At 46.0% G+C, this 17835-nt stretch carries 31 protein-coding genes; all 31 read right to left on the bottom strand.

All coding sequences use genetic code 11. The features are described from left to right. Nucleotides 1-6: 6 nt before the first annotated feature. Nucleotides 7-225, bottom strand: coding sequence for a translation initiation factor IF-1 (infA, locus tag K7399_RS14045; RefSeq protein WP_028977358.1), 219 nt, complete (start codon nt 223-225; stop codon nt 7-9). Continuing rightward, nucleotides 218-541 carry a KOW domain-containing RNA-binding protein gene (locus K7399_RS14040; RefSeq protein WP_010024575.1) on the bottom strand — a complete coding sequence of 108 codons (324 nt, stop codon included), beginning with the start codon at nt 539-541 and terminating at the stop codon, nt 218-220. The genes infA and K7399_RS14040 overlap by 8 nt, the downstream gene beginning before the upstream one ends. Before the next feature lie 16 nt (nt 542-557). Beyond that, nucleotides 558-1307: a type I methionyl aminopeptidase gene (gene map, locus K7399_RS14035; protein WP_128165937.1), complete on the bottom strand. Its 750-nt coding sequence runs from the start codon at nt 1305-1307 to the stop codon at nt 558-560. After that, the gene (locus K7399_RS14030; protein ID WP_028977356.1) at nt 1304-1957 is read right to left on the bottom strand and encodes an adenylate kinase; all 654 of its coding nucleotides are present in this window, start codon (nt 1955-1957) and stop codon (nt 1304-1306) included. Before K7399_RS14030 ends, map begins: the two co-directional genes overlap by 4 nt. A 36-nt stretch (nt 1958-1993) precedes the next feature. Continuing rightward, nucleotides 1994-3283 (bottom strand): preprotein translocase subunit SecY, encoded by a 1290-nt coding sequence (gene secY, locus K7399_RS14025; RefSeq protein WP_028977355.1) that lies wholly within the window; start codon nt 3281-3283, stop codon nt 1994-1996. After that, a complete protein-coding gene (gene rplO, locus K7399_RS14020; protein ID WP_028977354.1) occupies nt 3283-3723 on the bottom strand; it encodes a 50S ribosomal protein L15 in 441 nt (146 codons plus the stop codon). Before rplO ends, secY begins: the two co-directional genes overlap by 1 nt. Nucleotides 3724-3757: 34 nt before the next feature. Beyond that, on the bottom strand, nt 3758-3946 hold the full coding sequence (rpmD, locus tag K7399_RS14015; RefSeq protein ID WP_028977353.1) for a 50S ribosomal protein L30: 189 nt from the start codon (nt 3944-3946) through the stop codon (nt 3758-3760). Between the two features lie 13 nt (nt 3947-3959). Further along, a complete protein-coding gene (gene rpsE, locus K7399_RS14010; RefSeq protein ID WP_028977352.1) occupies nt 3960-4460 on the bottom strand; it encodes a 30S ribosomal protein S5 in 501 nt (166 codons plus the stop codon). Between the two features lie 18 nt (nt 4461-4478). Beyond that, nucleotides 4479-4841 carry a 50S ribosomal protein L18 gene (gene rplR / locus K7399_RS14005; protein ID WP_028983394.1) on the bottom strand — a complete coding sequence of 121 codons (363 nt, stop codon included), beginning with the start codon at nt 4839-4841 and terminating at the stop codon, nt 4479-4481. Nucleotides 4842-4879: 38 nt separating this feature from the next. Next, the gene (gene rplF / locus K7399_RS14000) at nt 4880-5416 is read right to left on the bottom strand and encodes a 50S ribosomal protein L6 (protein WP_028977350.1); all 537 of its coding nucleotides are present in this window, start codon (nt 5414-5416) and stop codon (nt 4880-4882) included. A 27-nt stretch (nt 5417-5443) separates the two neighbouring features. Then, nucleotides 5444-5842, bottom strand: a complete 399-nt coding sequence (rpsH, locus tag K7399_RS13995; protein ID WP_028977349.1) for a 30S ribosomal protein S8 — start codon at nt 5840-5842, stop codon at nt 5444-5446. Between the two features lie 33 nt (nt 5843-5875). Beyond that, nucleotides 5876-6061 (bottom strand): type Z 30S ribosomal protein S14, encoded by a 186-nt coding sequence (locus K7399_RS13990; RefSeq protein WP_010024562.1) that lies wholly within the window; start codon nt 6059-6061, stop codon nt 5876-5878. A 20-nt stretch (nt 6062-6081) separates the two neighbouring features. Beyond that, on the bottom strand, nt 6082-6624 hold the full coding sequence (gene rplE, locus K7399_RS13985) for a 50S ribosomal protein L5 (protein ID WP_028977348.1): 543 nt from the start codon (nt 6622-6624) through the stop codon (nt 6082-6084). Between the two features lie 29 nt (nt 6625-6653). Beyond that, nucleotides 6654-6962 (bottom strand): 50S ribosomal protein L24, encoded by a 309-nt coding sequence (gene rplX / locus K7399_RS13980; protein WP_028977347.1) that lies wholly within the window; start codon nt 6960-6962, stop codon nt 6654-6656. 44 nt (nt 6963-7006) lie between these two features. Further along, entirely contained in the window at nt 7007-7375 is a 369-nt protein-coding gene (rplN, locus tag K7399_RS13975; RefSeq protein ID WP_028977346.1) for a 50S ribosomal protein L14, read from the bottom strand. Between the two features lie 41 nt (nt 7376-7416). Continuing rightward, the gene (gene rpsQ / locus K7399_RS13970) at nt 7417-7689 is read right to left on the bottom strand and encodes a 30S ribosomal protein S17 (protein WP_028977345.1); all 273 of its coding nucleotides are present in this window, start codon (nt 7687-7689) and stop codon (nt 7417-7419) included. A gap of 17 nt (nt 7690-7706) precedes the next feature. Next, a complete protein-coding gene (gene rpmC / locus K7399_RS13965; protein WP_028977344.1) occupies nt 7707-7910 on the bottom strand; it encodes a 50S ribosomal protein L29 in 204 nt (67 codons plus the stop codon). Continuing rightward, entirely contained in the window at nt 7900-8334 is a 435-nt protein-coding gene (rplP, locus tag K7399_RS13960; protein ID WP_010024553.1) for a 50S ribosomal protein L16, read from the bottom strand. Before rplP ends, rpmC begins: the two co-directional genes overlap by 11 nt. Before the next feature lie 2 nt (nt 8335-8336). After that, entirely contained in the window at nt 8337-8996 is a 660-nt protein-coding gene (gene rpsC / locus K7399_RS13955; protein WP_010024552.1) for a 30S ribosomal protein S3, read from the bottom strand. 3 nt (nt 8997-8999) lie between these two features. After that, nucleotides 9000-9341, bottom strand: coding sequence for a 50S ribosomal protein L22 (gene rplV / locus K7399_RS13950; protein ID WP_010024551.1), 342 nt, complete (start codon nt 9339-9341; stop codon nt 9000-9002). 17 nt (nt 9342-9358) lie between these two features. After that, on the bottom strand, nt 9359-9640 hold the full coding sequence (gene rpsS, locus K7399_RS13945) for a 30S ribosomal protein S19 (RefSeq protein ID WP_010024550.1): 282 nt from the start codon (nt 9638-9640) through the stop codon (nt 9359-9361). 42 nt (nt 9641-9682) lie between these two features. Then, entirely contained in the window at nt 9683-10516 is an 834-nt protein-coding gene (gene rplB / locus K7399_RS13940; RefSeq protein ID WP_028977343.1) for a 50S ribosomal protein L2, read from the bottom strand. 28 nt (nt 10517-10544) lie between these two features. After that, the gene (rplW, locus tag K7399_RS13935) at nt 10545-10835 is read right to left on the bottom strand and encodes a 50S ribosomal protein L23 (protein WP_028977342.1); all 291 of its coding nucleotides are present in this window, start codon (nt 10833-10835) and stop codon (nt 10545-10547) included. Then, nucleotides 10835-11458, bottom strand: a complete 624-nt coding sequence (gene rplD, locus K7399_RS13930) for a 50S ribosomal protein L4 (RefSeq protein WP_028977341.1) — start codon at nt 11456-11458, stop codon at nt 10835-10837. Before rplD ends, rplW begins: the two co-directional genes overlap by 1 nt. 17 nt (nt 11459-11475) lie before the next feature. Beyond that, nucleotides 11476-12114, bottom strand: a complete 639-nt coding sequence (rplC, locus tag K7399_RS13925; RefSeq protein WP_028977340.1) for a 50S ribosomal protein L3 — start codon at nt 12112-12114, stop codon at nt 11476-11478. Nucleotides 12115-12143: 29 nt separating this feature from the next. Next, on the bottom strand, nt 12144-12452 hold the full coding sequence (gene rpsJ, locus K7399_RS13920; RefSeq protein ID WP_010024543.1) for a 30S ribosomal protein S10: 309 nt from the start codon (nt 12450-12452) through the stop codon (nt 12144-12146). Nucleotides 12453-13085: 633 nt separating this feature from the next. After that, on the bottom strand, nt 13086-14273 hold the full coding sequence (gene tuf, locus K7399_RS13915; protein ID WP_028977338.1) for an elongation factor Tu: 1188 nt from the start codon (nt 14271-14273) through the stop codon (nt 13086-13088). 139 nt (nt 14274-14412) lie between these two features. Then, a complete protein-coding gene (gene fusA, locus K7399_RS13910) occupies nt 14413-16494 on the bottom strand; it encodes an elongation factor G (RefSeq protein WP_028977337.1) in 2082 nt (693 codons plus the stop codon). A 33-nt stretch (nt 16495-16527) separates the two neighbouring features. Then, nucleotides 16528-16998 (bottom strand): 30S ribosomal protein S7, encoded by a 471-nt coding sequence (gene rpsG / locus K7399_RS13905; protein ID WP_028977336.1) that lies wholly within the window; start codon nt 16996-16998, stop codon nt 16528-16530. A 30-nt stretch (nt 16999-17028) separates the two neighbouring features. Then, nucleotides 17029-17442, bottom strand: a complete 414-nt coding sequence (gene rpsL, locus K7399_RS13900; protein WP_010026426.1) for a 30S ribosomal protein S12 — start codon at nt 17440-17442, stop codon at nt 17029-17031. Nucleotides 17443-17540: 98 nt separating this feature from the next. Continuing rightward, on the bottom strand, nt 17541-17792 hold the full coding sequence (locus K7399_RS13895) for a 50S ribosomal protein L7ae-like protein (protein ID WP_028977335.1): 252 nt from the start codon (nt 17790-17792) through the stop codon (nt 17541-17543). Nucleotides 17793-17835: the final 43 nt, after the last annotated feature.

The following is a 17835-nucleotide window of genomic DNA, read 5'->3' as shown; positions in this document are numbered from 1 at the left end:
AGAGAATTATTTATGCCTGAACGTAATGCGGCCACGTGACACATCATATGGCGACAACTCGATCGTTACCTTATCTCCCGGTAAAATGCGAATAAAATGCATACGGATTTTACCGGAAACATGAGCTAAAATCTTATGGCCGTTTTCCAATTCTACACGAAACATTGCGTTTGGCAGTGGTTCGATCACGGTGCCTTCAACTTCAATGACGTCTTCTTTAGCCATCGGCTGACTCACCCTTCCTATTGTTACTGATTTCTCCATCTAAATAATGAGCGATGGCAAAACGCAGCTTTCCATTTGTCACACGCCCGATCTCGCGCAGACTTTTCTGTACTTCGACAGATATATATGATTGAAGTTCGAGATGGCTGATGTTCTTCTTCTTTGCATTGTCAAACTTTCTCTTGTCACCATCTGCAATTTCAACGAAACGATGATCGATAAGCCGCACAATAACAAAATAAGAACCCGATTCTTTTCCCTTCAGCACGCGTGCGAGCTGACCGAGAACAGGTAAGGGGGTTTGATCACTACCCATCAATCATCACCTTCACTTATTGCTTTGTCAAGATTTCATTTCCATTTTCCGTAATTACGATGGTATGCTCAAAATGAGCACAGTTCTTGCCATCCTGGGTCATCAGCGTCCAATCATCATCTTCGACCATCCAAATTTTACGGCTGCCTTCATTAATCAGCGGTTCAATCGCGAGCACCATGCCGGGTTCGAGTACCGGACCTCGGCCGGGCCGCCCATAATTTGGAATATCTGGGTCCTCATGAAGTTCACGTCCAACCCCATGACCGGTCAATTCACGTACGACGGAAAATCCTTTTGACTTGGCACATCTTTGAATCGCGTGGGAGATATTCGACAACCGGGAGCCCGGCTTTGCTTCGGCTATTCCCAAATTGAGCGATTCTTCCGTCGTTTCCAGAAGTTTTCGAGCCGCATCAGACGGCATACCCACAGGAAAAGTCCAGGCGGAGTCTGCATGAAAGTCTTCATACTTGGCACCGATATCGATACTGATTATGTCTCCGTCCTGCAGAACATAGGAACCAGGAATACCGTGAGCCAACTGATCGTTGACGGATGTGCAGATACTGTTTAAATAACCATCATATCCCTTGAATGACGGTTCAGCTCCCGCATCCCTTATCAAGCGCTCTGCCAGCGCATCGAGTTCAATCGTCGATATGCCGGGACAAATAGCCCGCCGCAAGCATTCCAGCGTATGGCCGACTATTTTTCCTGCAATGCGAATCCTGTCCACTTCATCAATCGTCTTCCTCGTGATCACTTGGCAAGTTCGCCGAGGATCGCCGCTACTTCTTGGAATACGTCGTTGATCTCCTGATCTCCGTTGATTGTTTTCAAGGATCCTTTTGCTTCATAGAAATCAAGCAGCGGTTGCTGCTGCTTCATATTGACCTGCAACCGTTCATGAACGGTCGCCGCATTGTCATCCGCCCGCTGCTTCAAAGCGCCGCCGCATTTGTCGCAAACCCCTTCTTTTGCCGGTGGGTTGAAAACCAAATGGTAGGTTGCGCCGCAATCGGAACAGATACGGCGGCCCGTCAGACGAGCCATTAGTTTTTCAGGATCAACACGGATGTAAAGGACTGCATCAATCTTTTGTCCTTTATCCGCCATCATTTGATCAAGCGCTTCTGCTTGTTCAACGGTACGCGGAAATCCGTCAAGCAGAAAACCCTTTGCCGTATCTTTTTCGGATAAACGTTCGTTGACAATGCCGATCGTTACTTCATCAGGAACAAGCGCTCCTTGATCAATAAAGGATTTTGCTTTTTTTCCTAATGGCGTACCGCCTTTAATTGCCGCGCGAAACATGTCACCGGTTGAGATATGAGGATAACCGAACTTATCAACAATCCGTTCTGCCTGTGTGCCCTTACCGGCACCCGGAAGTCCCATTAAAATCAAATTCATCGTCATTCCTCCTGACTCATTCACCACAAGTAACCTTTACCTTTTTCTGATAAAGCCTTGATAGTTTTTCTTTACCAACTGACTTTCAATACGTTTCATCGTATCAAGAGCAACCCCGACAACGATCAGCAAGCTTGTTCCGCCAATTCTTGCACTTTGCGGAAGGCTGCCGATTTCACCGAAAACAATCGGTAGAAGCGAAATGACCGTAAGGAAAAGGGCCCCTAGGAAGGTTAGGCGGTAGAGAATCTTCGTAATGAATTTCTCCGTACTCTTTCCCGGCCGAATTCCCGGAATGTAGCCGCCTTGCTCGCCAAGATTCTTAGCCATTTTTTCAGGATTGACCTGTACGAATGTATAGAAGTAAGTAAAGGCAATGATTAATGCCGCATAGATAATCATTCCATATACCGTTGAATAGTCGAACACGCGGATAATCCACGTGGTCACGTTATTCTCGGGGAAGAAACGAGCAATCGTCGGCGGTGTAATCATCAGGGATATGGCAAAGATTACCGGGATGACGCCCGCCGCATTCACCTTAATCGGTAAATGCGCCGGTTGTGCACTATAGGTTTTCGAGCCAATTGTCCGTTTCGCATATTGAATCGGAATCTTTCGCATCCCTTGCTGAACGAAGATGGTTCCAACTACAATCAGCAAAACAACTGCAACAATGGCCAGCAATCCAAGTACTTCCAAAAATGTGTTGGTTGACGAAGCAAACCGCTGAGCGTAAATCTGGCTGACCGCTGTCGGGATTCGTGCAATAATCCCTGCAAAGATAATAATGGAAATACCATTACCCACACCGTAAGCCGTAATTTGATCACCCAGCCATACGAGAAACGCCGTACCCGTTGTCAGTACCAATGCAATGATCAGAAAGGTCCAGAGGGTTGGATTACTAACCAGCCCCTGGTAATTGTTACTGAACGTGTAGGAAAGTCCGAGTGCTTCGATGAATCCTAAAACAATCGTTCCGTACCTTGTCAGCTGATTCAGCTTGCGTCTTCCCATTTCACCTTGTTTCGACCATTCGGTAAGCTTTGGCACGACATCCATTTGCAGAAGCTGCACAATAATGGATGCAGTGATATAAGGCATAATCCCCATGGAAAAGATTGAGAAGTTCTCCAAGGCGCCGCCGCCAAAGGTGTTGAACAAACCGAAAGCACTTGAATCGCTGATATTGATCAGCTCCGTATTAATTTCGGGAACAGGAATGAATGTCCCGATCCGAAATATAATGAGCATAAGCAATGTGAATACTATTTTTCGGCGAATGTCGGCTTCTCGCCACATGCTGGAAAGCACTTGAAACATCAGATCACCTCAATGTTTCCGCCGGCTGCTTCAATCGCTTCTTTAGCAGAAGCAGAAAATTTATGCGCTTTAACCGTCAGTTTCGATTCAAGCTTGCCTTCACCCAAAACTTTAATGCCATCATTCAGTTTGCGGATGACACGTTTTTGGAGCAGCAATTCCGGAGTAATCTCCGTTCCGTTTTCAAACTGATTCAGCTTTTCAACGTTAACAATTGCGTAAATCTTGCGCGTCGGATTCTTAAATCCTTTCTTCGGCAGTTTCTGCAGCAATGGCATCTGTCCGCCTTCAAATCCGAGACGTACTCTACCGCCTGAGCGTGATTTCTGTCCTTTTTGTCCTCGACCAGATGTTTTGCCAAGTCCTGAACCGTAGCCGCGCCCTACTCTTTTGCGAGCAAACCGAGATCCTTCAGCTGGTTTCAATTCATGGAGTTTCATCTTGGCACCTCCTTATTCTCAAAATCGTTATCAATCATTCATTAATTTCGCGAACAGCGAGCAAGTGGGAAACCTTGTTGATCATGCCGCGAATTGCAGGGTTATCATCCTGAACAACGGTTTGGTAAGTCTTCTTGAGACCAAGCGTTTTTACCGTAACGCGTTGTGATTCAGGACGTCCGATCACACTGCGTTTGAGGGTGATTTCCAATTTTTTAGCCAATCTTGTTCCCTCCTTATCCGAGCAGCTCTTCTACTGATTTGCCGCGCAGTTTTGCCACGTGCTCTGCACGCTTCAGACTTTGCAGGCCTTCAACCGTTGCACGAACCATGTTAATCGGATTGTTCGATCCGAGAGACTTCGAGAGAATATCGCCCAAGCCTGACAGTTCGAGCACGGCGCGGACAGGACCGCCAGCGATGATTCCGGTACCTTCAGATGCCGGTTTCAGCAGAACGCTACCTGCTCCTGCCTGACCCGTTACTTGATGAGGAATAGTCGTGTTTACGATCGGAACATTAAATACATTCTTCTTTGCATCCTCAATCGCTTTGCGAATGGCTTCAGGAACTTCGTGAGCCTTGCCCTGACCATAACCTACATTACCTTTTTTGTCGCCGACAACAACCAGTGCGGAAAAGCGGAAACGACGTCCACCTTTGACTACTTTCGCTACGCGGTTAATTGCAACAACACGTTCTTCAAATTCTGATTTGTTGCGATCATTGTTTGCCATGGATTCCCCTCCTTAATGTTAAAATTCGAGTCCTGCTTCTCGGGCGCCTTCAGCAACAGCCTTAACACGTCCGTGATAGATATAACCGCTGCGGTCGAAAACTACCGCTTTGATTCCTTTTTCCAGGGCACGTTCACCGATCAGTGCGCCAACTTTTTTTGCTGCCGCAACATCGCTGCCTTTTTCAAGATCAAATGCTTTGTCAATTGATGAAGAGGAAACAATCGTTACACCCTTTGAATCATCAATTAATTGTGCATATATATTCTTGGAAGAACGAAAAACATTTAAACGCGGACGTTCTGTAGTGCCCACAATGCGGTGGCGCACATGAAGATGTCTTTTCTTACGCAGCGCGTTCTTGTCTTTTTTTGTGATCATAGAGTCTACCGCTCCTTTCTCGTGAAAATGGAATGAAATTACTTACCAGTTTTACCTTCCTTACGACGAACCTTTTCGCCTTCATAACGAATACCCTTGCCCTTGTACGGTTCAGGGGAACGTACGGAACGAATATTGGCAGCAACTTCACCGACACGTTGCTTGTCGATTCCTGCAACAGAAACCTTGTTATTGCCTTCAACAGACAATTCAATTCCTTCTTCAGGAACGATTTCTACCGGGTGAGAGTAGCCGACATTAAGTACCAAGTTCTTGCCTTGTTTGTTGGCACGATAGCCGACACCGACAAGTTCCAGTTTCTTAGTGAAGCCTTTTGTCACACCTTCAACCATGTTGCTGATCAAACTGCTCGTCGTGCCGTGAAGCGCGCGATGCTTATTCGAATCAGTCGGTCGTTCAACTCGGATTTCATTGTTTTCTTGCTTAATGATCATATCTTGATGAAATTCACGTGATAATTCGCCCTTAGGACCTTTTACCGTTACCTTCTGACCGTCAATTGTAACAGTCACACCTTCAGGAACAGCGGTAGGTCTCAATCCTATACGAGACATGAGGACACCTCCATTCTTCTTTACTAATTACCAAACGTATGCGAGAACTTCGCCGCCAACGTTTTGCTGACGTGCTTCTTTATCTGTAATAACACCTTTCGATGTTGATACAAGTGCAATACCAAGCCCGCCAAGTACGCGAGGTACTTCATCGGCTTTCGCATAAACGCGAAGGCCCGGCTTGCTGATTCTCTTTAAACCGGTGATTACACGTTCTTTATTGCCACCGTATTTCAGAATCAGTCGAAGTACACCCTGTTTGTTGTCTTCGATGTATTCAACGTCCTTGATGAATCCTTCACGTTTCAGGATTTCAGCAATTTCCTTCTTGATTCTGGATCCTGGCAGCTCGATTTGTTCATGACGAACAATATTGGCGTTACGAATGCGAGTCAGCATATCTGCGATCGGATCTGTCATGACCATGCAAATCGACCTCCTTCCCTATCACTTAAAATTTTACCAGCTAGCTTTTTTAACACCCGGGATTTGTCCTTTATAGGCAAGTTCGCGAAAACAAATTCTGCATAATTTGAATTTCCTAAGAACCGAATGAGGACGTCCGCAGCGTTCACAGCGTGTGTATTCCTGCACTTTGAATTTTTTTGGGCGATGTGAAGAAACAAGCATTGATTTTTTTGCCAAAATTCATATCCTCCTTACGATTATTTTTTAACGAACGGCATACCGAGCAATGTAAGCAATTCTGCAGCTTCTTCATCAGTGTTGGCAGACGTTACAATGACGATGTCCATACCGCGTACTTTATCGACTTTATCATAGTCAATTTCAGGGAAAATCAATTGTTCGCGGATACCAAGCGTATAGTTGCCACGGCCATCAAAAGCTTTCTTCGAAACACCGCGGAAGTCACGTACACGCGGGAGCGCAACCGTAACCAGCTTGTCAAGAAAATCAAACATGCGGTCTTTTCTCAGCGTAACTTTTGCACCGATTGCTACACCTTCGCGAAGCTTGAACGCAGCAATTGATTTCTTTGCACGAGTGATTACCGGTTTCTGACCGGACAGCGCAGTCAAATCTTCAACGGCACTATCGAGTGCTTTTGAATTGTGAACGGCTTCGCCGACACCCATGTTAATGACAACCTTTTTGATTGCCGGCACCTGCATTACAGATGTGTAATTGAATTTTTCCATAAGAGCAGGAACGACTTCCTGATCATATTTTTCTTTAAAACGGCTCATGTGTTTACCTCCTTTCACAGACAAACGGATCAGTCGATGACTTCGCCTGATTTTTTAGAAACACGTACTTTTTTTCCGTCGACTATTTGATGACCTACACGTGTAGGTTCATTTGTTTTTGGATCAAGCAGCATAACATTTGATACGTGAACTGGCGCCTCGTGTTCGAGGATACCGCCTTGCGGAGCTGCTTGGCTTGGCTTGGAATGCTTTTTAACGATGTTTACACCTTCAACAAGCACACGTTCCTTAGCCGGATATGCTGCAAGGATCACGCCTTGTTTGCCTTTGTCTTTCCCAGCAATAACTTGAACCTTATCGCCCTTTTTCACATGCAATTTTGCCATGTTAAATGCCACCTCCTTTTCCTAACCTTTCGAAATTACAGTACTTCCGGTGCGAGAGAGACGATTTTCATGAATTGACCGTCACGCAGTTCGCGAGCAACCGGTCCAAAGATACGTGTACCGCGCGGGCTCTTGTCTTCTTTCACAAGAACAACGGCATTTTCGTCAAAACGAATGTATGAACCATCGCTGCGGCGAACACCGTGTTTCGTACGAACTACGACAGCGCGAACAATTTCGCCTTTCTTAACAACGCCACCTGGTGTTGCTTGTTTAACCGAAGCAACGATGACATCGCCGATATTTGCGGTCTTGCGTCCGGAGCCACCCAAAACCTTGATGGTCAAGACTTCACGTGCACCCGAGTTATCGGCAACTTTCAAACGACTTTCTTGCTGAATCATAAAATGCAACCTCCCTTCGATCTTCGGTCCTTACCGACAGATCAGATAATAACGGATTCCTCAACAATTTTAACGAGACGAAAACGTTTATCTTTTGAAAGCGGGCGAGTTTCAGCAATTTCTACGATATCGCCGACTTTTGCTTGATTATTTTCATCATGCGCTTTGAATCTCTTGGAATACTTCACGTGTTTTCCATAGAGACGGTCGTTCTTATACGTCTCAACGAGCACCGTAATGGTCTTTTCCATTTTGTCTGAAACAACACGGCCGACCAAAACTTTACGAGCATTGCTACGATTTTCCTCTGCCATTTACGATAACCTCCTTCTCAGCCGTTTTGAACGTTCAATTCACGTTCACGCAAAATCGTTTTTGCACGAGCAATGGACTTGCGGACCGCACGGATGCGAGCCGGATTTTCCAATTGTCCGGTTGCGAGCTGGAAACGCAGATTAAACAATTCTTCTTTTAAAGACTTCACGTTTTCTTCAACTTCAGCAGTGGTCAAGTTACGGATATCCTCAGCCTTCATTTGCGTCACCACCCACTTCTTCACGTTTCACGATTTTCGTTTTAATAGGCAATTTATGGCTAGCGAGACGCAATGCTTCACTTGCCACTTCTTCACTAACACCGCCGACTTCAAAAAGTACACGGCCTGGCAATACTACTGCAACCCATCCTTCTGGAGCACCTTTACCGGAACCCATGCGGACATCAAGAGGTTTCTTTGTGTATGATTTTTGAGGGAAAATTTTGATCCAAACTTTTCCGCCACGTTTCATAAAACGTGTCATTGCAATACGAGCGGCTTCAATCTGGCGACTGGAGACCCAAGCGGAATCCAGCGCCTGCAGTCCGTATTCACCGAAGGTTACCGTAGCGCCGCCCTTTGTTTGGCCGCGCATTCTACCACGGTGCTGTCTACGATACTTTGTACGTTTAGGCATTAACATAATTATTTGCCTCCTTCCTTCTTAGTCGTTCCTTTCGTCGGAAGGACTTCTCCGCGATAAATCCATACTTTAACACCAATTTTACCGTAAGTGGTATCAGCTTCCGCTGTTCCATAATCGATGTCGGCACGCAAAGTGTGAAGCGGAACAGTGCCTTCGCTATAGTCCTCTGTACGTGCCATATCCGCGCCACCAAGGCGGCCGGCACATTGTGTCTTAATACCCTTTGCACCTGCACGCATTGCTCTTTGCAGCGTCTGTTTTTGAGCACGTCTCCAAGAGATACGGCTTTCAAGTTGACGAGCAATGTTTTCAGCAACAAGCTTTGCGTCAAGGTCTGCTTGTTTGATTTCAAAAATATTTACGTGAACGCGTTTGCCAGTCAGTTGGTTCAGTGCTTTACGCAGCGCTTCGACTTCAGAACCGCCTTTACCGATGACCATACCCGGTTTCGCCGTCTTAATGGTTACATTAATCCGATTTGCCGCACGTTCCAGCTCGATACCGGAAACCGAAGCGTCCTTCAGCTTTTCTTCGATATAGTTACGGATCTTGATATCTTCGTGAAGATATTCCGCATATTCTTTATCAGCATACCATTTGGATTCCCAGTCACGAATGACTCCGATTCGAAATCCGACAGGATTAATTTTTTGACCCACGCGTTATCCCTCCTTCTTTTCCGATACGATAATTGTAATGTGGCTGGTCCGTTTGTTGATTCTGCTTGCACGGCCTTGTGCGCGCGGGCGGAAACGTTTCATCGTTGCACCTTCATCAACAAATGCCTTTTCAACAAACAATGTTTCAGCATCAAGATCATAGTTATGTTCCGCATTGGCAATAGCGGATTTCAAAACTTTTTCAATGATCGGCGAAGCGGCTCTCTGAGTGTTTTTCAGTACAGCCAATGCATAGCCGATATCTTTGCCCCTGATAAGATCAATAACAAGACGCGCCTTACGAGGAGCAATACGAATTTGTTTAGCGACAGCTTTTGCTTGCATCATAGTTCCTCCTTTCGTTAGCGTGCACTCGTTTTCTTATCGGAAGAAATGTGTCCGCGGTACGTTCTCGTCGGAGCAAATTCTCCTAGTTTATGTCCAACCATGTCTTCCGTAACGTACACCGGCACATGCTTGCGTCCGTCATATACGGCAATGGTATGTCCAATGAATTCAGGGAAGATGGTTGATCTGCGGGACCACGTTTTAATGACTCTTTTTTCGTCCTTTTCGTTCAAAGCAACGACTTTGTTCATCAAGTGATCATCAATAAAAGGTCCTTTTTTTAGGCTTCGGCTCACGAGTAGGCCTCCTTCCAAAATAAAATATCTATCCAAAAACAATTATTTCTTCTTGCGGTGACGAATGATGAATTGTTCCGACGTATTCTTCTTCTTACGCGTCTTGTAACCCATCGTTGGTTTGCCCCAAGGCGACATTGGCGACTTGCGTCCGACCGGTGCTTTACCTTCACCACCACCATGCGGGTGATCGTTCGGGTTCATTACAGAACCGCGGACCGTAGGCCGAATGCCTTTCCAGCGGGAGCGGCCGGCTTTACCGACTGACACAAGTTCATGTTCCAAGTTTCCAACCTGACCGATGGTTGCACGGCAAGTTTCAAGGATCATACGCACTTCGCCGGATACAAGGCGGATCAGCACGTATTTGCCTTCTTTACCAAGAATCTGAGCAGAAGTTCCTGCAGAACGTACAAGCTGTCCGCCTTTTCCTGGTCTCAATTCAATATTATGAATCGTCGTACCAACTGGAATGTTCTTCAGTGGAAGAGCATTTCCAACCTTGATATCGGCTTCCACACCAGACATAATCTCGGTACCTACTTTAATGCCCTTTGGTGCGAGAATATAGCGTTTTTCGCCATCTGCGTAGTGAACCAACGCAATGTTTGCAGTACGGTTTGGATCATATTCGATCGTCGCAACCTTACCCGGCACGCCATCCTTAGTACGTTTAAAGTCAATGATACGGTATTTACGTTTGTGACCGCCGCCTTGGTGACGAACAGTCAAACGGCCTTGGTTGTTGCGTCCTGCTTTTTTCGGCAGAGACTTCAGCAATGATTTTTCCGGCTGATCCGTTGTGATTTCTGCGAAATCCAATGAAGTCATGTTACGGCGACCATTGGATGTCGGTTTATACTTCTTAATTGGCATGATCAATAACCTCCTTCTTTAGAATTCCTCATTCACCGTCAAAGAAGTTGAGCTCTTTGCTTTCCGGTGTCAAAGTGACAACAGCTTTCTTGCGCTTATTTGTATAGCCTTCATAGCGGCCATAACGTTTCGGCTTGCCTTTTACGTTCAACGTATTGACTTTAACGACTTCCACGTCAAAGATCGCTTCCACAGCACGTTTGATTTCAGACTTATTTGCCTTAACATCAACGTCAAATGTGTATTTCTTGTCAGCCATCTGATCCGTTGTACGTTCAGTCAGCACGGGGCGCTTTATAATATCGCGAGGATCCTTCATTATCCAAGCACCTCCTCAAGCTTTGCCGCAGCATCCTTGGTGACAATCAGTTTGTCATGTGCAATGACGTCAAGTACATTGACCTCATTTGCAGCGAGCACCTTTACACCTGGAAGATTGCGGGATGATAAAACAGCTGTTTCATCAATATCATTCGTGACAATTAATGCTTTTTCTGCAACGGAGAGGTTGCTTAGCAAAGCAGTAATTTCTTTTGTTTTAGGAGCTTCAATCTTCAGTGCATCGAGTACAATCAGATTGTTTTCTCCTGCTTTGTCCGACAGTACCGATCTGATCGCCAATCTGCGGACCTTCTTAGGCAGTTTGTAAGAGTAGCTGCGTGGTGTTGGTCCGAATACCGTACCACCGCCAACCCATTGCGGGGAACGAATGGAGCCTTGACGAGCACGGCCCGTTCCTTTTTGTTTCCACGGCTTGCGACCGCCGCCGCGAACTGCAGAACGATTTTTTACAGCATGTGTTCCTTGGCGAAGTGAAGCTTGTTGCATGACAACCGCTTGATAAATGACATGTTCGTTTGGTTGAATGCCGAATACAGCGTCTGCCAGTTCTACAGCTCCGACTTCTGCGCCTTTCTGATCAAATACAGTTAATTTTGGCATGGAAGCATCCTCCTTTCTTATTTAGCTTCTTTTGCTTTCAAAGCAGATTTTATCACGATATAGCTTTTTTTTGCGCCCGGTACATTGCCGCTGATGAGGATCAATTGGCGTTCCGGGTCAACTTTAGCGACGACGAGATTTTCAACAGTAACCGTTTCTCCGCCCATGCGGCCGGCCAGCTTCTTGCCTTTGAAGACGCGTGCCGGATCAATAACGCCCATGGAACCAGGACGACGATGGTAACGAGAACCGTGTGCCATAGGTCCGCGAGATTGGTTGTTGCGCTTGATTGGGCCTTGATAACCTTTCCCCTTTGAAGTTCCAGTTACGTCAATTGCTTCGCCAGTCTGGAATGTGTCGGCAGTAACTGCTTTGCCTACCTCGTAATCATCTAAATTTACATTACGGATTTCTTTAATGAAGCGCTTAGGTTCAGCTTTCGCTTTTTCAGCGTGACCCTTTGCCGGTTTGGTAACTCGAGAAACTTTCGCGTTATCAAATCCGAGCTGCACAGCTTCATAGCCGTCCGTTTCAACCGTCTTCTTTTGAAGAACAACGTTGCCGGATACGTCTACAACTGTAACGGGAATCACATCGCCGTTCTCAGCAAAAATCTGAGTCATGCCGATTTTCTTGCCCAAGATTCCTTTGCTCATCCGTAACACCTCCTATTGTTCAAAATAAATTATAATTTAATTTCAATGTCGACACCTGAAGGCAGATCCAATCGCATGAGCGAATCTACGGTTTGAGGTGTAGGCTCAACGATATCAACCAAGCGTTTGTGTGTACGCATTTCGAATTGTTCGCGTGAATCCTTGTATTTGTGGACCGCACGCAGAATCGTATAAATCGATTTTTCTGTAGGAAGCGGAATCGGTCCGGATACCTTTGCACCTGAACGTTTTGCCGTTTCCACGATTTTTTCAGCGGACTGATCTAAAATGCGATGATCATACGCTTTTAAACGAATGCGAATCTTTTGCTTTGCCATTGTATTCCCTCCTTCTTTCGTCCATTTTTGAAAAACAGACTTGCTCCACGAAAATTTCCAGACCGCCCGCCTTGGCAAAGGAGCCGGGTGTATCTGCAACCTTCCGCATCATTGCCAAAAAACCAACTTCACTATTATACCTAAAGACTAGGCGTAAAGCAAGACGAACGATCACCTTTTTTCAGTGACTGTTACATTATAAAGACTTTCAAGCGAAAGATCAAATAATTCTTCAATTCCATGCATAAAATTTTGAATCAATGAAACAATACTTCCGTTTTGTGTAGCTTAGGCTAGCTGTCGTAAGTTTTTGCTTCTTTATAATATAAGAAAAACCGGGCAAAAAGCACCCGGTCCTTACTTCCGCAGGATGCGGTGACTTTCGCGTTGCATACAGGACGTATGCGCACTTAGCGAAAGTTCCTTTAGGAAAGTTTCTTCATACATGTGTGATGGATTCGTGTCTTTTCGGTGCTGAATCATCGCTTCGGTTGCTCGCTGGCACGCTGTTCCCGCAGGCGCCAGAGCATCTGCGCGTTGATACACGGTCTTTTGCTTGGACAAAAGCCGCACACTTTTCCTGAAACAAAAAAAGAGCCCTCCGAAGAGGACCCTTTCTTTATAAGGTTGAAATCATTCAATGATTTCAGATACGGAACCAGCGCCTACTGTACGGCCGCCTTCACGAATAGAGAATTTCGTCCCTTGTTCGATAGCGATCGGAGCAAGCAGTTCAACGTCCATTTCTACGTTGTCGCCAGGCATTACCATTTCAGTTCCTTCTGGAAGAGTAATGGTACCGGTAACGTCTGTTGTTCTGAAGTAGAATTGCGGACGATAGTTGCTGAAGAACGGCGTATGACGTCCACCTTCTTCTTTTTTCAGAACGTATACTTGAGCTTTGAACGTTTTGTGAGCAGTTACAGTACCTGGTTTAATCAAAACTTGACCACGTTCGATGCCTTCGCGGTCAACACCACGAAGCAATGCACCGATGTTGTCGCCGGCTTCTGCGAAGTCAAGCGTTTTACGGAACATTTCAACGCCGGTAACCGTTGATTTCTTAGGTGCATCAGTCAGACCAAGAATTTCAACTTCGTCACCGATTTTAACCGTACCACGTTCAACACGGCCAGTTGCTACGGTACCACGACCTGTGATTGAGAATACGTCTTCGACAGGCATCATGAATGGTTTTTCAGTATCACGAACTGGAGTCGGGATGTATTCGTCAACAGCCTTCATCAGGTCGAGAATGTGTTGTTCTTCTTCAGCATCGCCTTGCAATGCTTTCAAAGCAGAACCGCTGATAACCGGAACATCGTCGCCTGGGTAGTCATATTCGCTAAGCAGGTCGCGAACTTCCATTTCTACGAGTTCAAGAAGTTCAGGGTCGTCAACTTGGTCGGTTTTGTTCAAGAAGACAACGATTGCAGGAACACCTACTTGGTGTGCAAGCAGAATGTGTTCACGCGTTTGCGGCATCGGACCGTCAACTGCGGATACAACGAGGATTGCACCGTCCATTTGGGCAGCACCGGTGATCATGTTCTTGACATAGTCGGCGTGTCCTGGGCAGTCAACGTGTGCATAGTGACGAGTATCTGTTTCATATTCAACGTGAGCCGTTGAAATTGTGATCCCGCGTTCACGTTCTTCCGGAGCACCGTCAATGGAATCGTAAGCTCGAGCCTGAGCTTGACCTGTTTTAGACAATACCGTTGTAATGGCAGCTGTCAGGGTTGTTTTACCGTGGTCAACGTGACCAATTGTACCAATGTTAACATGGGGTTTTGTGCGTTCATAATGTTCTTTAGCCATGGATTAGTAATCCTCCTTTAATTCAATAGAAAGTTTAATTTATATGCAGTAAGAAAGTTGGCAAGCTTAGGCCGCCATCTTCCCTAGCTTACAATAAAACATGGGGTGTGACAATTCATTTAGCAAGCGGAAATGAAAATCAAGCTTCGCCGGTTGCCTTCTTAATAATGTCTTCACTGACGCTCTTCGGCACTTCTTCATAATGGTCGAATTGCATCGTAAAGGTACCGCGTCCCTGCGTTGATGAACGCAGGTTTGTTGCATAGCCGAACATTTCTGCAAGAGGAACATGGGCACTGACAACTTGAACACCTTGGCGTGCTTCCATACCGTCCACACGACCGCGGCGACTGGTGATATCACCCATAATATCTCCCAAATATTCTTCCGGCATGCTGACTTCCACTTTCATGATCGGTTCAAGGATCACCGGCGCGCAGACATTCTTCGCTGCCTTCAGTGCCATTGAAGCGGCAACCTTGAACGCCATTTCACTGGAATCGACATCGTGGTAAGATCCGTCAACAAGCGCTGCTTTCACATCGATGAGCGGGTAACCGGCCAGCAGACCGTTTTGCAATGCATCTCTCAAACCTGCTTCAACTGCAGGAACATATTCACGCGGAACAACACCGCCGACAATCTTGTTCTCGAATGTAAAGCCTTCGCCCTCTTTTTGAGGTTCGAATTCGATCCAAACGTGACCGTATTGACCACGACCACCAGACTGGCGGATGAACTTACCTTCCGCCTTGCCTGCTTTCGTAAATGTTTCGCGATAAGCAACCTGAGGGTTACCTACGTTCGCATCCACTTTAAACTCACGGCGCAGACGGTCAACGATAATATCGAGGTGAAGCTCGCCCATACCACCAATGATGGTTTGACCGGTTTCTTCATCCGTATGCGTCTTGAAAGTCGGATCTTCTTCAGCCAGTTTTGACAGCGCAATGCCCATCTTATCTTGGTCTGCTTTCGACTTTGGTTCGATGGCAACGTGGATAACCGGATCAGGGAATTCCATCGATTCAAGTACGATTGGATGATCACCATCGCACAGTGTATCACCCGTTGTCGTATTCTTCAAACCAACTGCAGCAGCGATATCGCCGGAGAAGACTTCTTTGATTTCGCTTCGGTGGTTGGCGTGCATCTGAAGGATACGTCCCATACGCTCACGATTGTCCTTCGTTGAGTTCTGTACATAAGAACCAGCTTCGATTGATCCTGAGTAAACACGGAAGAAAGTCAGCTTACCAACGAACGGATCGGTCATAACTTTAAATGCCAGCGCTGCGAACGGTCCCTTATCGTCTGCCGGACGTGTTTCTTCTTCATCTGTATCCGGAACGTTACCTTTAATTGGCGGCACGTCCAGCGGTGAAGGCAGGTAATCGATGGCAGCATCCAGTACATGCTGTACCCCTTTGTTTTTGAAAGCTGTCCCGCAAAGTACCGGATAGAATTTAACATCACAGGTTGCTTTACGAATAGCGGCTTTCAATTCCTCAACGGAGATTTCATCGCCATTGAGATATTTTTCCATGAGTGCATCATCAACGTCGGCAACGGCTTCAATGAGTTTTTCATGGTATTCTTCGGCCTGCTCTTTGTATTCATCCGGAATCTCTTCCGCATCAACAATTGATCCAAGGTCGTCTTCGTAAATGTAAGCCTGCATCGTAACCAAGTCAATTTCGCCCAGATAATTATCTTCAGCACCCATTGGCAGCTGAATCGGATGGGCATTGGCTTGGAGACGTTCATGCAGTGTTTTGCAAGAATAGAGGAAATCGGCACCGATTTTATCCATCTTGTTAACAAATACAATTCTTGGTACATGATAGGTAGTCGCTTGACGCCAAACGGTTTCCGTTTGCGGTTCAACACCGGACTGCGCATCAAGAACCGTTACCGCACCGTCAAGAACACGGAGTGAACGTTCTACTTCAACCGTGAAGTCCACGTGCCCTGGGGTATCGATAATGTTAATTCGATGGTCTTTCCATTGAGCCGTCGTTGCAGCGGAAGTAATCGTGATTCCGCGTTCCTTTTCCTGTTCCATCCAGTCCATTTGTGAGGCCCCTTCATGGGTCTCACCAATTTTATGAATACGGCCTGAATAGAAGAGAATACGCTCGGTTGTTGTCGTCTTGCCGGCATCAATGTGGGCCATGATACCAATATTACGCGTCTTTTCCAAGGAGAATTCCCTTGCCATGGTTTTCTCTCCTTCCTTTGATCTATTGTTTTATTACCAGCGATAGTGAGCAAATGCTTTGTTTGCTTCAGCCATCTTGTGCATGTCTTCGCGTTTCTTAACCGACGCACCCGTATTGTTCGATGCATCAATGATTTCATTAGCTAATCGTTCAACCATCGTCGTTTCACCGCGAAGGCGTGAGTAATTAACTAAGTAGCGAAGTCCAAGTGTCGTCCGGCGTTCCGGACGAACTTCTACTGGCACCTGGTAGTTTGAACCGCCGACACGGCGTGCCTTTACTTCCAATACAGGCATAACGTTTTTCAACGCTTGTTCGAAAACTTCCATTGGTTCTTGATTGGTCCGTTCTTTAATTAAATCAAATGCCTGATAGAGAATGGTTTGTGCCTTTCCCTTTTTTCCATCTTGCATAATTCGGTTGATCAAACGAGTGACCAATTTGGAATTATACAGTGGATCCGGCAGTACATCGCGTCTTTCGACAGGGCCTTTTCTAGGCATATTAATTCCTCCTCCCAGTTAGTTTTATAATCAAGCCTTAGGCTTCTTTGCGCCGTATTTCGAGCGGCCTTGCTTACGGTCCGTAACGCTCGCCGTATCCAAAGCACCGCGGATAATATGATAACGCACACCAGGAAGGTCCTTCACACGTCCACCGCGAATCAATACAACGCTGTGTTCTTGAAGGTTGTGTCCGATTCCCGGAATGTAAGCATTGACTTCGATGTTGTTTGACAAACGAACACGCGCATATTTACGAAGCGCAGAGTTAGGCTTCTTCGGTGTCATTGTGCCAACACGGGTGCACACGCCTCTCTTTTGTGGAGCAAAATCATCCGTCAATGATTTTTTGAAACTGTTGTAGCCTCTGTTCAATGCAGGTGCCGTAGACTTCTTAATCTTTGATTTGCGTCCGTGACGAATTAATTGGTTGATTGTAGGCATTTACCTGTTCCTCCTTTCAAAATTTCTAAATCCACTGATCCAGGCGGTTCTTTTCTCGCGCAAAAAATTGTTTTTGCAAGGTTTCCCCTGCAAAAACATCATTTTTTTATCGCAACAGCCGATGCCCCGACTTCAATGCCGCAGGCCTGACCTAATTTCTTCATTGAGGCCACTGTACTTACAGGCACCTTCAATTCTTCCGCAAGTGTCAGTACTTTATTGGTTACACGTAAATCGGCGTCTTCAGCAATAATAACCTCTTCAACTCGGTTCTCTTTTAATGCTTTAATCGCCTGTTTCGTGCCAATAATCACATCGTTCTTCGATTGCGTCACTTTTTCATAAGACATGACAATATATCCTCCAAAGTAACCAGGGTAAAAAGAACACTCA

The organism is Sporolactobacillus terrae (genome assembly GCF_019930545.1).
In the GTDB taxonomy this organism is placed as follows: Bacteria; Bacillota; Bacilli; order Bacillales; family Sporolactobacillaceae; genus Sporolactobacillus; species Sporolactobacillus terrae.
The sequence above is the reverse complement of the archived record's forward strand: the minus strand, read 5'-3'. Positions and strand labels throughout refer to the sequence as shown.

Excerpts from the sequence above, each read along its gene's own strand:
- infA (WP_028977358.1), bottom strand. The coding sequence starts at position 225 with ATGGCTAAAGAAGACGTCATTGAAGTTGAAGGCACCGTGATCGAACCA.
- K7399_RS14040 (WP_010024575.1), bottom strand. The coding sequence starts at position 541 with ATGGGTAGTGATCAAACCCCCTTACCTGTTCTCGGTCAGCTCGCACGC.
- K7399_RS14030 (WP_028977356.1), bottom strand. The coding sequence starts at position 1,957 with ATGAATTTGATTTTAATGGGACTTCCGGGTGCCGGTAAGGGCACACAG.
- secY (WP_028977355.1), bottom strand. The coding sequence starts at position 3,283 with ATGTTTCAAGTGCTTTCCAGCATGTGGCGAGAAGCCGACATTCGCCGA.
- rplO (WP_028977354.1), bottom strand. The coding sequence starts at position 3,723 with ATGAAACTCCATGAATTGAAACCAGCTGAAGGATCTCGGTTTGCTCGC.
- rpsE (WP_028977352.1), bottom strand. The coding sequence starts at position 4,460 with ATGGCAAACAATGATCGCAACAAATCAGAATTTGAAGAACGTGTTGTT.
- rplR (WP_028983394.1), bottom strand. The coding sequence starts at position 4,841 with ATGATCACAAAAAAAGACAAGAACGCGCTGCGTAAGAAAAGACATCTT.
- rplF (WP_028977350.1), bottom strand. The coding sequence starts at position 5,416 with ATGTCTCGTATAGGATTGAGACCTACCGCTGTTCCTGAAGGTGTGACT.
- rpsH (WP_028977349.1), bottom strand. The coding sequence starts at position 5,842 with ATGGTCATGACAGATCCGATCGCAGATATGCTGACTCGCATTCGTAAC.
- rplE (WP_028977348.1), bottom strand. The coding sequence starts at position 6,624 with ATGAGCCGTTTTAAAGAAAAATATGATCAGGAAGTCGTTCCTGCTCTT.
- rplN (WP_028977346.1), bottom strand. The coding sequence starts at position 7,375 with ATGATTCAGCAAGAAAGTCGTTTGAAAGTTGCCGATAACTCGGGTGCA.
- rpsQ (WP_028977345.1), bottom strand. The coding sequence starts at position 7,689 with ATGGCAGAGGAAAATCGTAGCAATGCTCGTAAAGTTTTGGTCGGCCGT.
- rpmC (WP_028977344.1), bottom strand. The coding sequence starts at position 7,910 with ATGAAGGCTGAGGATATCCGTAACTTGACCACTGCTGAAGTTGAAGAA.
- rplP (WP_010024553.1), bottom strand. The coding sequence starts at position 8,334 with ATGTTAATGCCTAAACGTACAAAGTATCGTAGACAGCACCGTGGTAGA.
- rplV (WP_010024551.1), bottom strand. The coding sequence starts at position 9,341 with ATGCAAGCAAAAGCTGTCGCTAAACAAATTCGTATTGCTCCTCGTAAG.
- rplB (WP_028977343.1), bottom strand. The coding sequence starts at position 10,516 with ATGCCAATTAAGAAGTATAAACCGACATCCAATGGTCGCCGTAACATG.
- rplW (WP_028977342.1), bottom strand. The coding sequence starts at position 10,835 with ATGAAGGATCCTCGCGATATTATAAAGCGCCCCGTGCTGACTGAACGT.
- rplD (WP_028977341.1), bottom strand. The coding sequence starts at position 11,458 with ATGCCAAAATTAACTGTATTTGATCAGAAAGGCGCAGAAGTCGGAGCT.
- rplC (WP_028977340.1), bottom strand. The coding sequence starts at position 12,114 with ATGAGCAAAGGAATCTTGGGCAAGAAAATCGGCATGACTCAGATTTTT.
- rpsJ (WP_010024543.1), bottom strand. The coding sequence starts at position 12,452 with ATGGCAAAGCAAAAGATTCGCATTCGTTTAAAAGCGTATGATCATCGC.
- tuf (WP_028977338.1), bottom strand. The coding sequence starts at position 14,273 with ATGGCTAAAGAACATTATGAACGCACAAAACCCCATGTTAACATTGGT.
- fusA (WP_028977337.1), bottom strand. The coding sequence starts at position 16,494 with ATGGCAAGGGAATTCTCCTTGGAAAAGACGCGTAATATTGGTATCATG.
- rpsG (WP_028977336.1), bottom strand. The coding sequence starts at position 16,998 with ATGCCTAGAAAAGGCCCTGTCGAAAGACGCGATGTACTGCCGGATCCA.
- rpsL (WP_010026426.1), bottom strand. The coding sequence starts at position 17,442 with ATGCCTACAATCAACCAATTAATTCGTCACGGACGCAAATCAAAGATT.
- K7399_RS13895 (WP_028977335.1), bottom strand. The coding sequence starts at position 17,792 with ATGTCTTATGAAAAAGTGACGCAATCGAAGAACGATGTGATTATTGGC.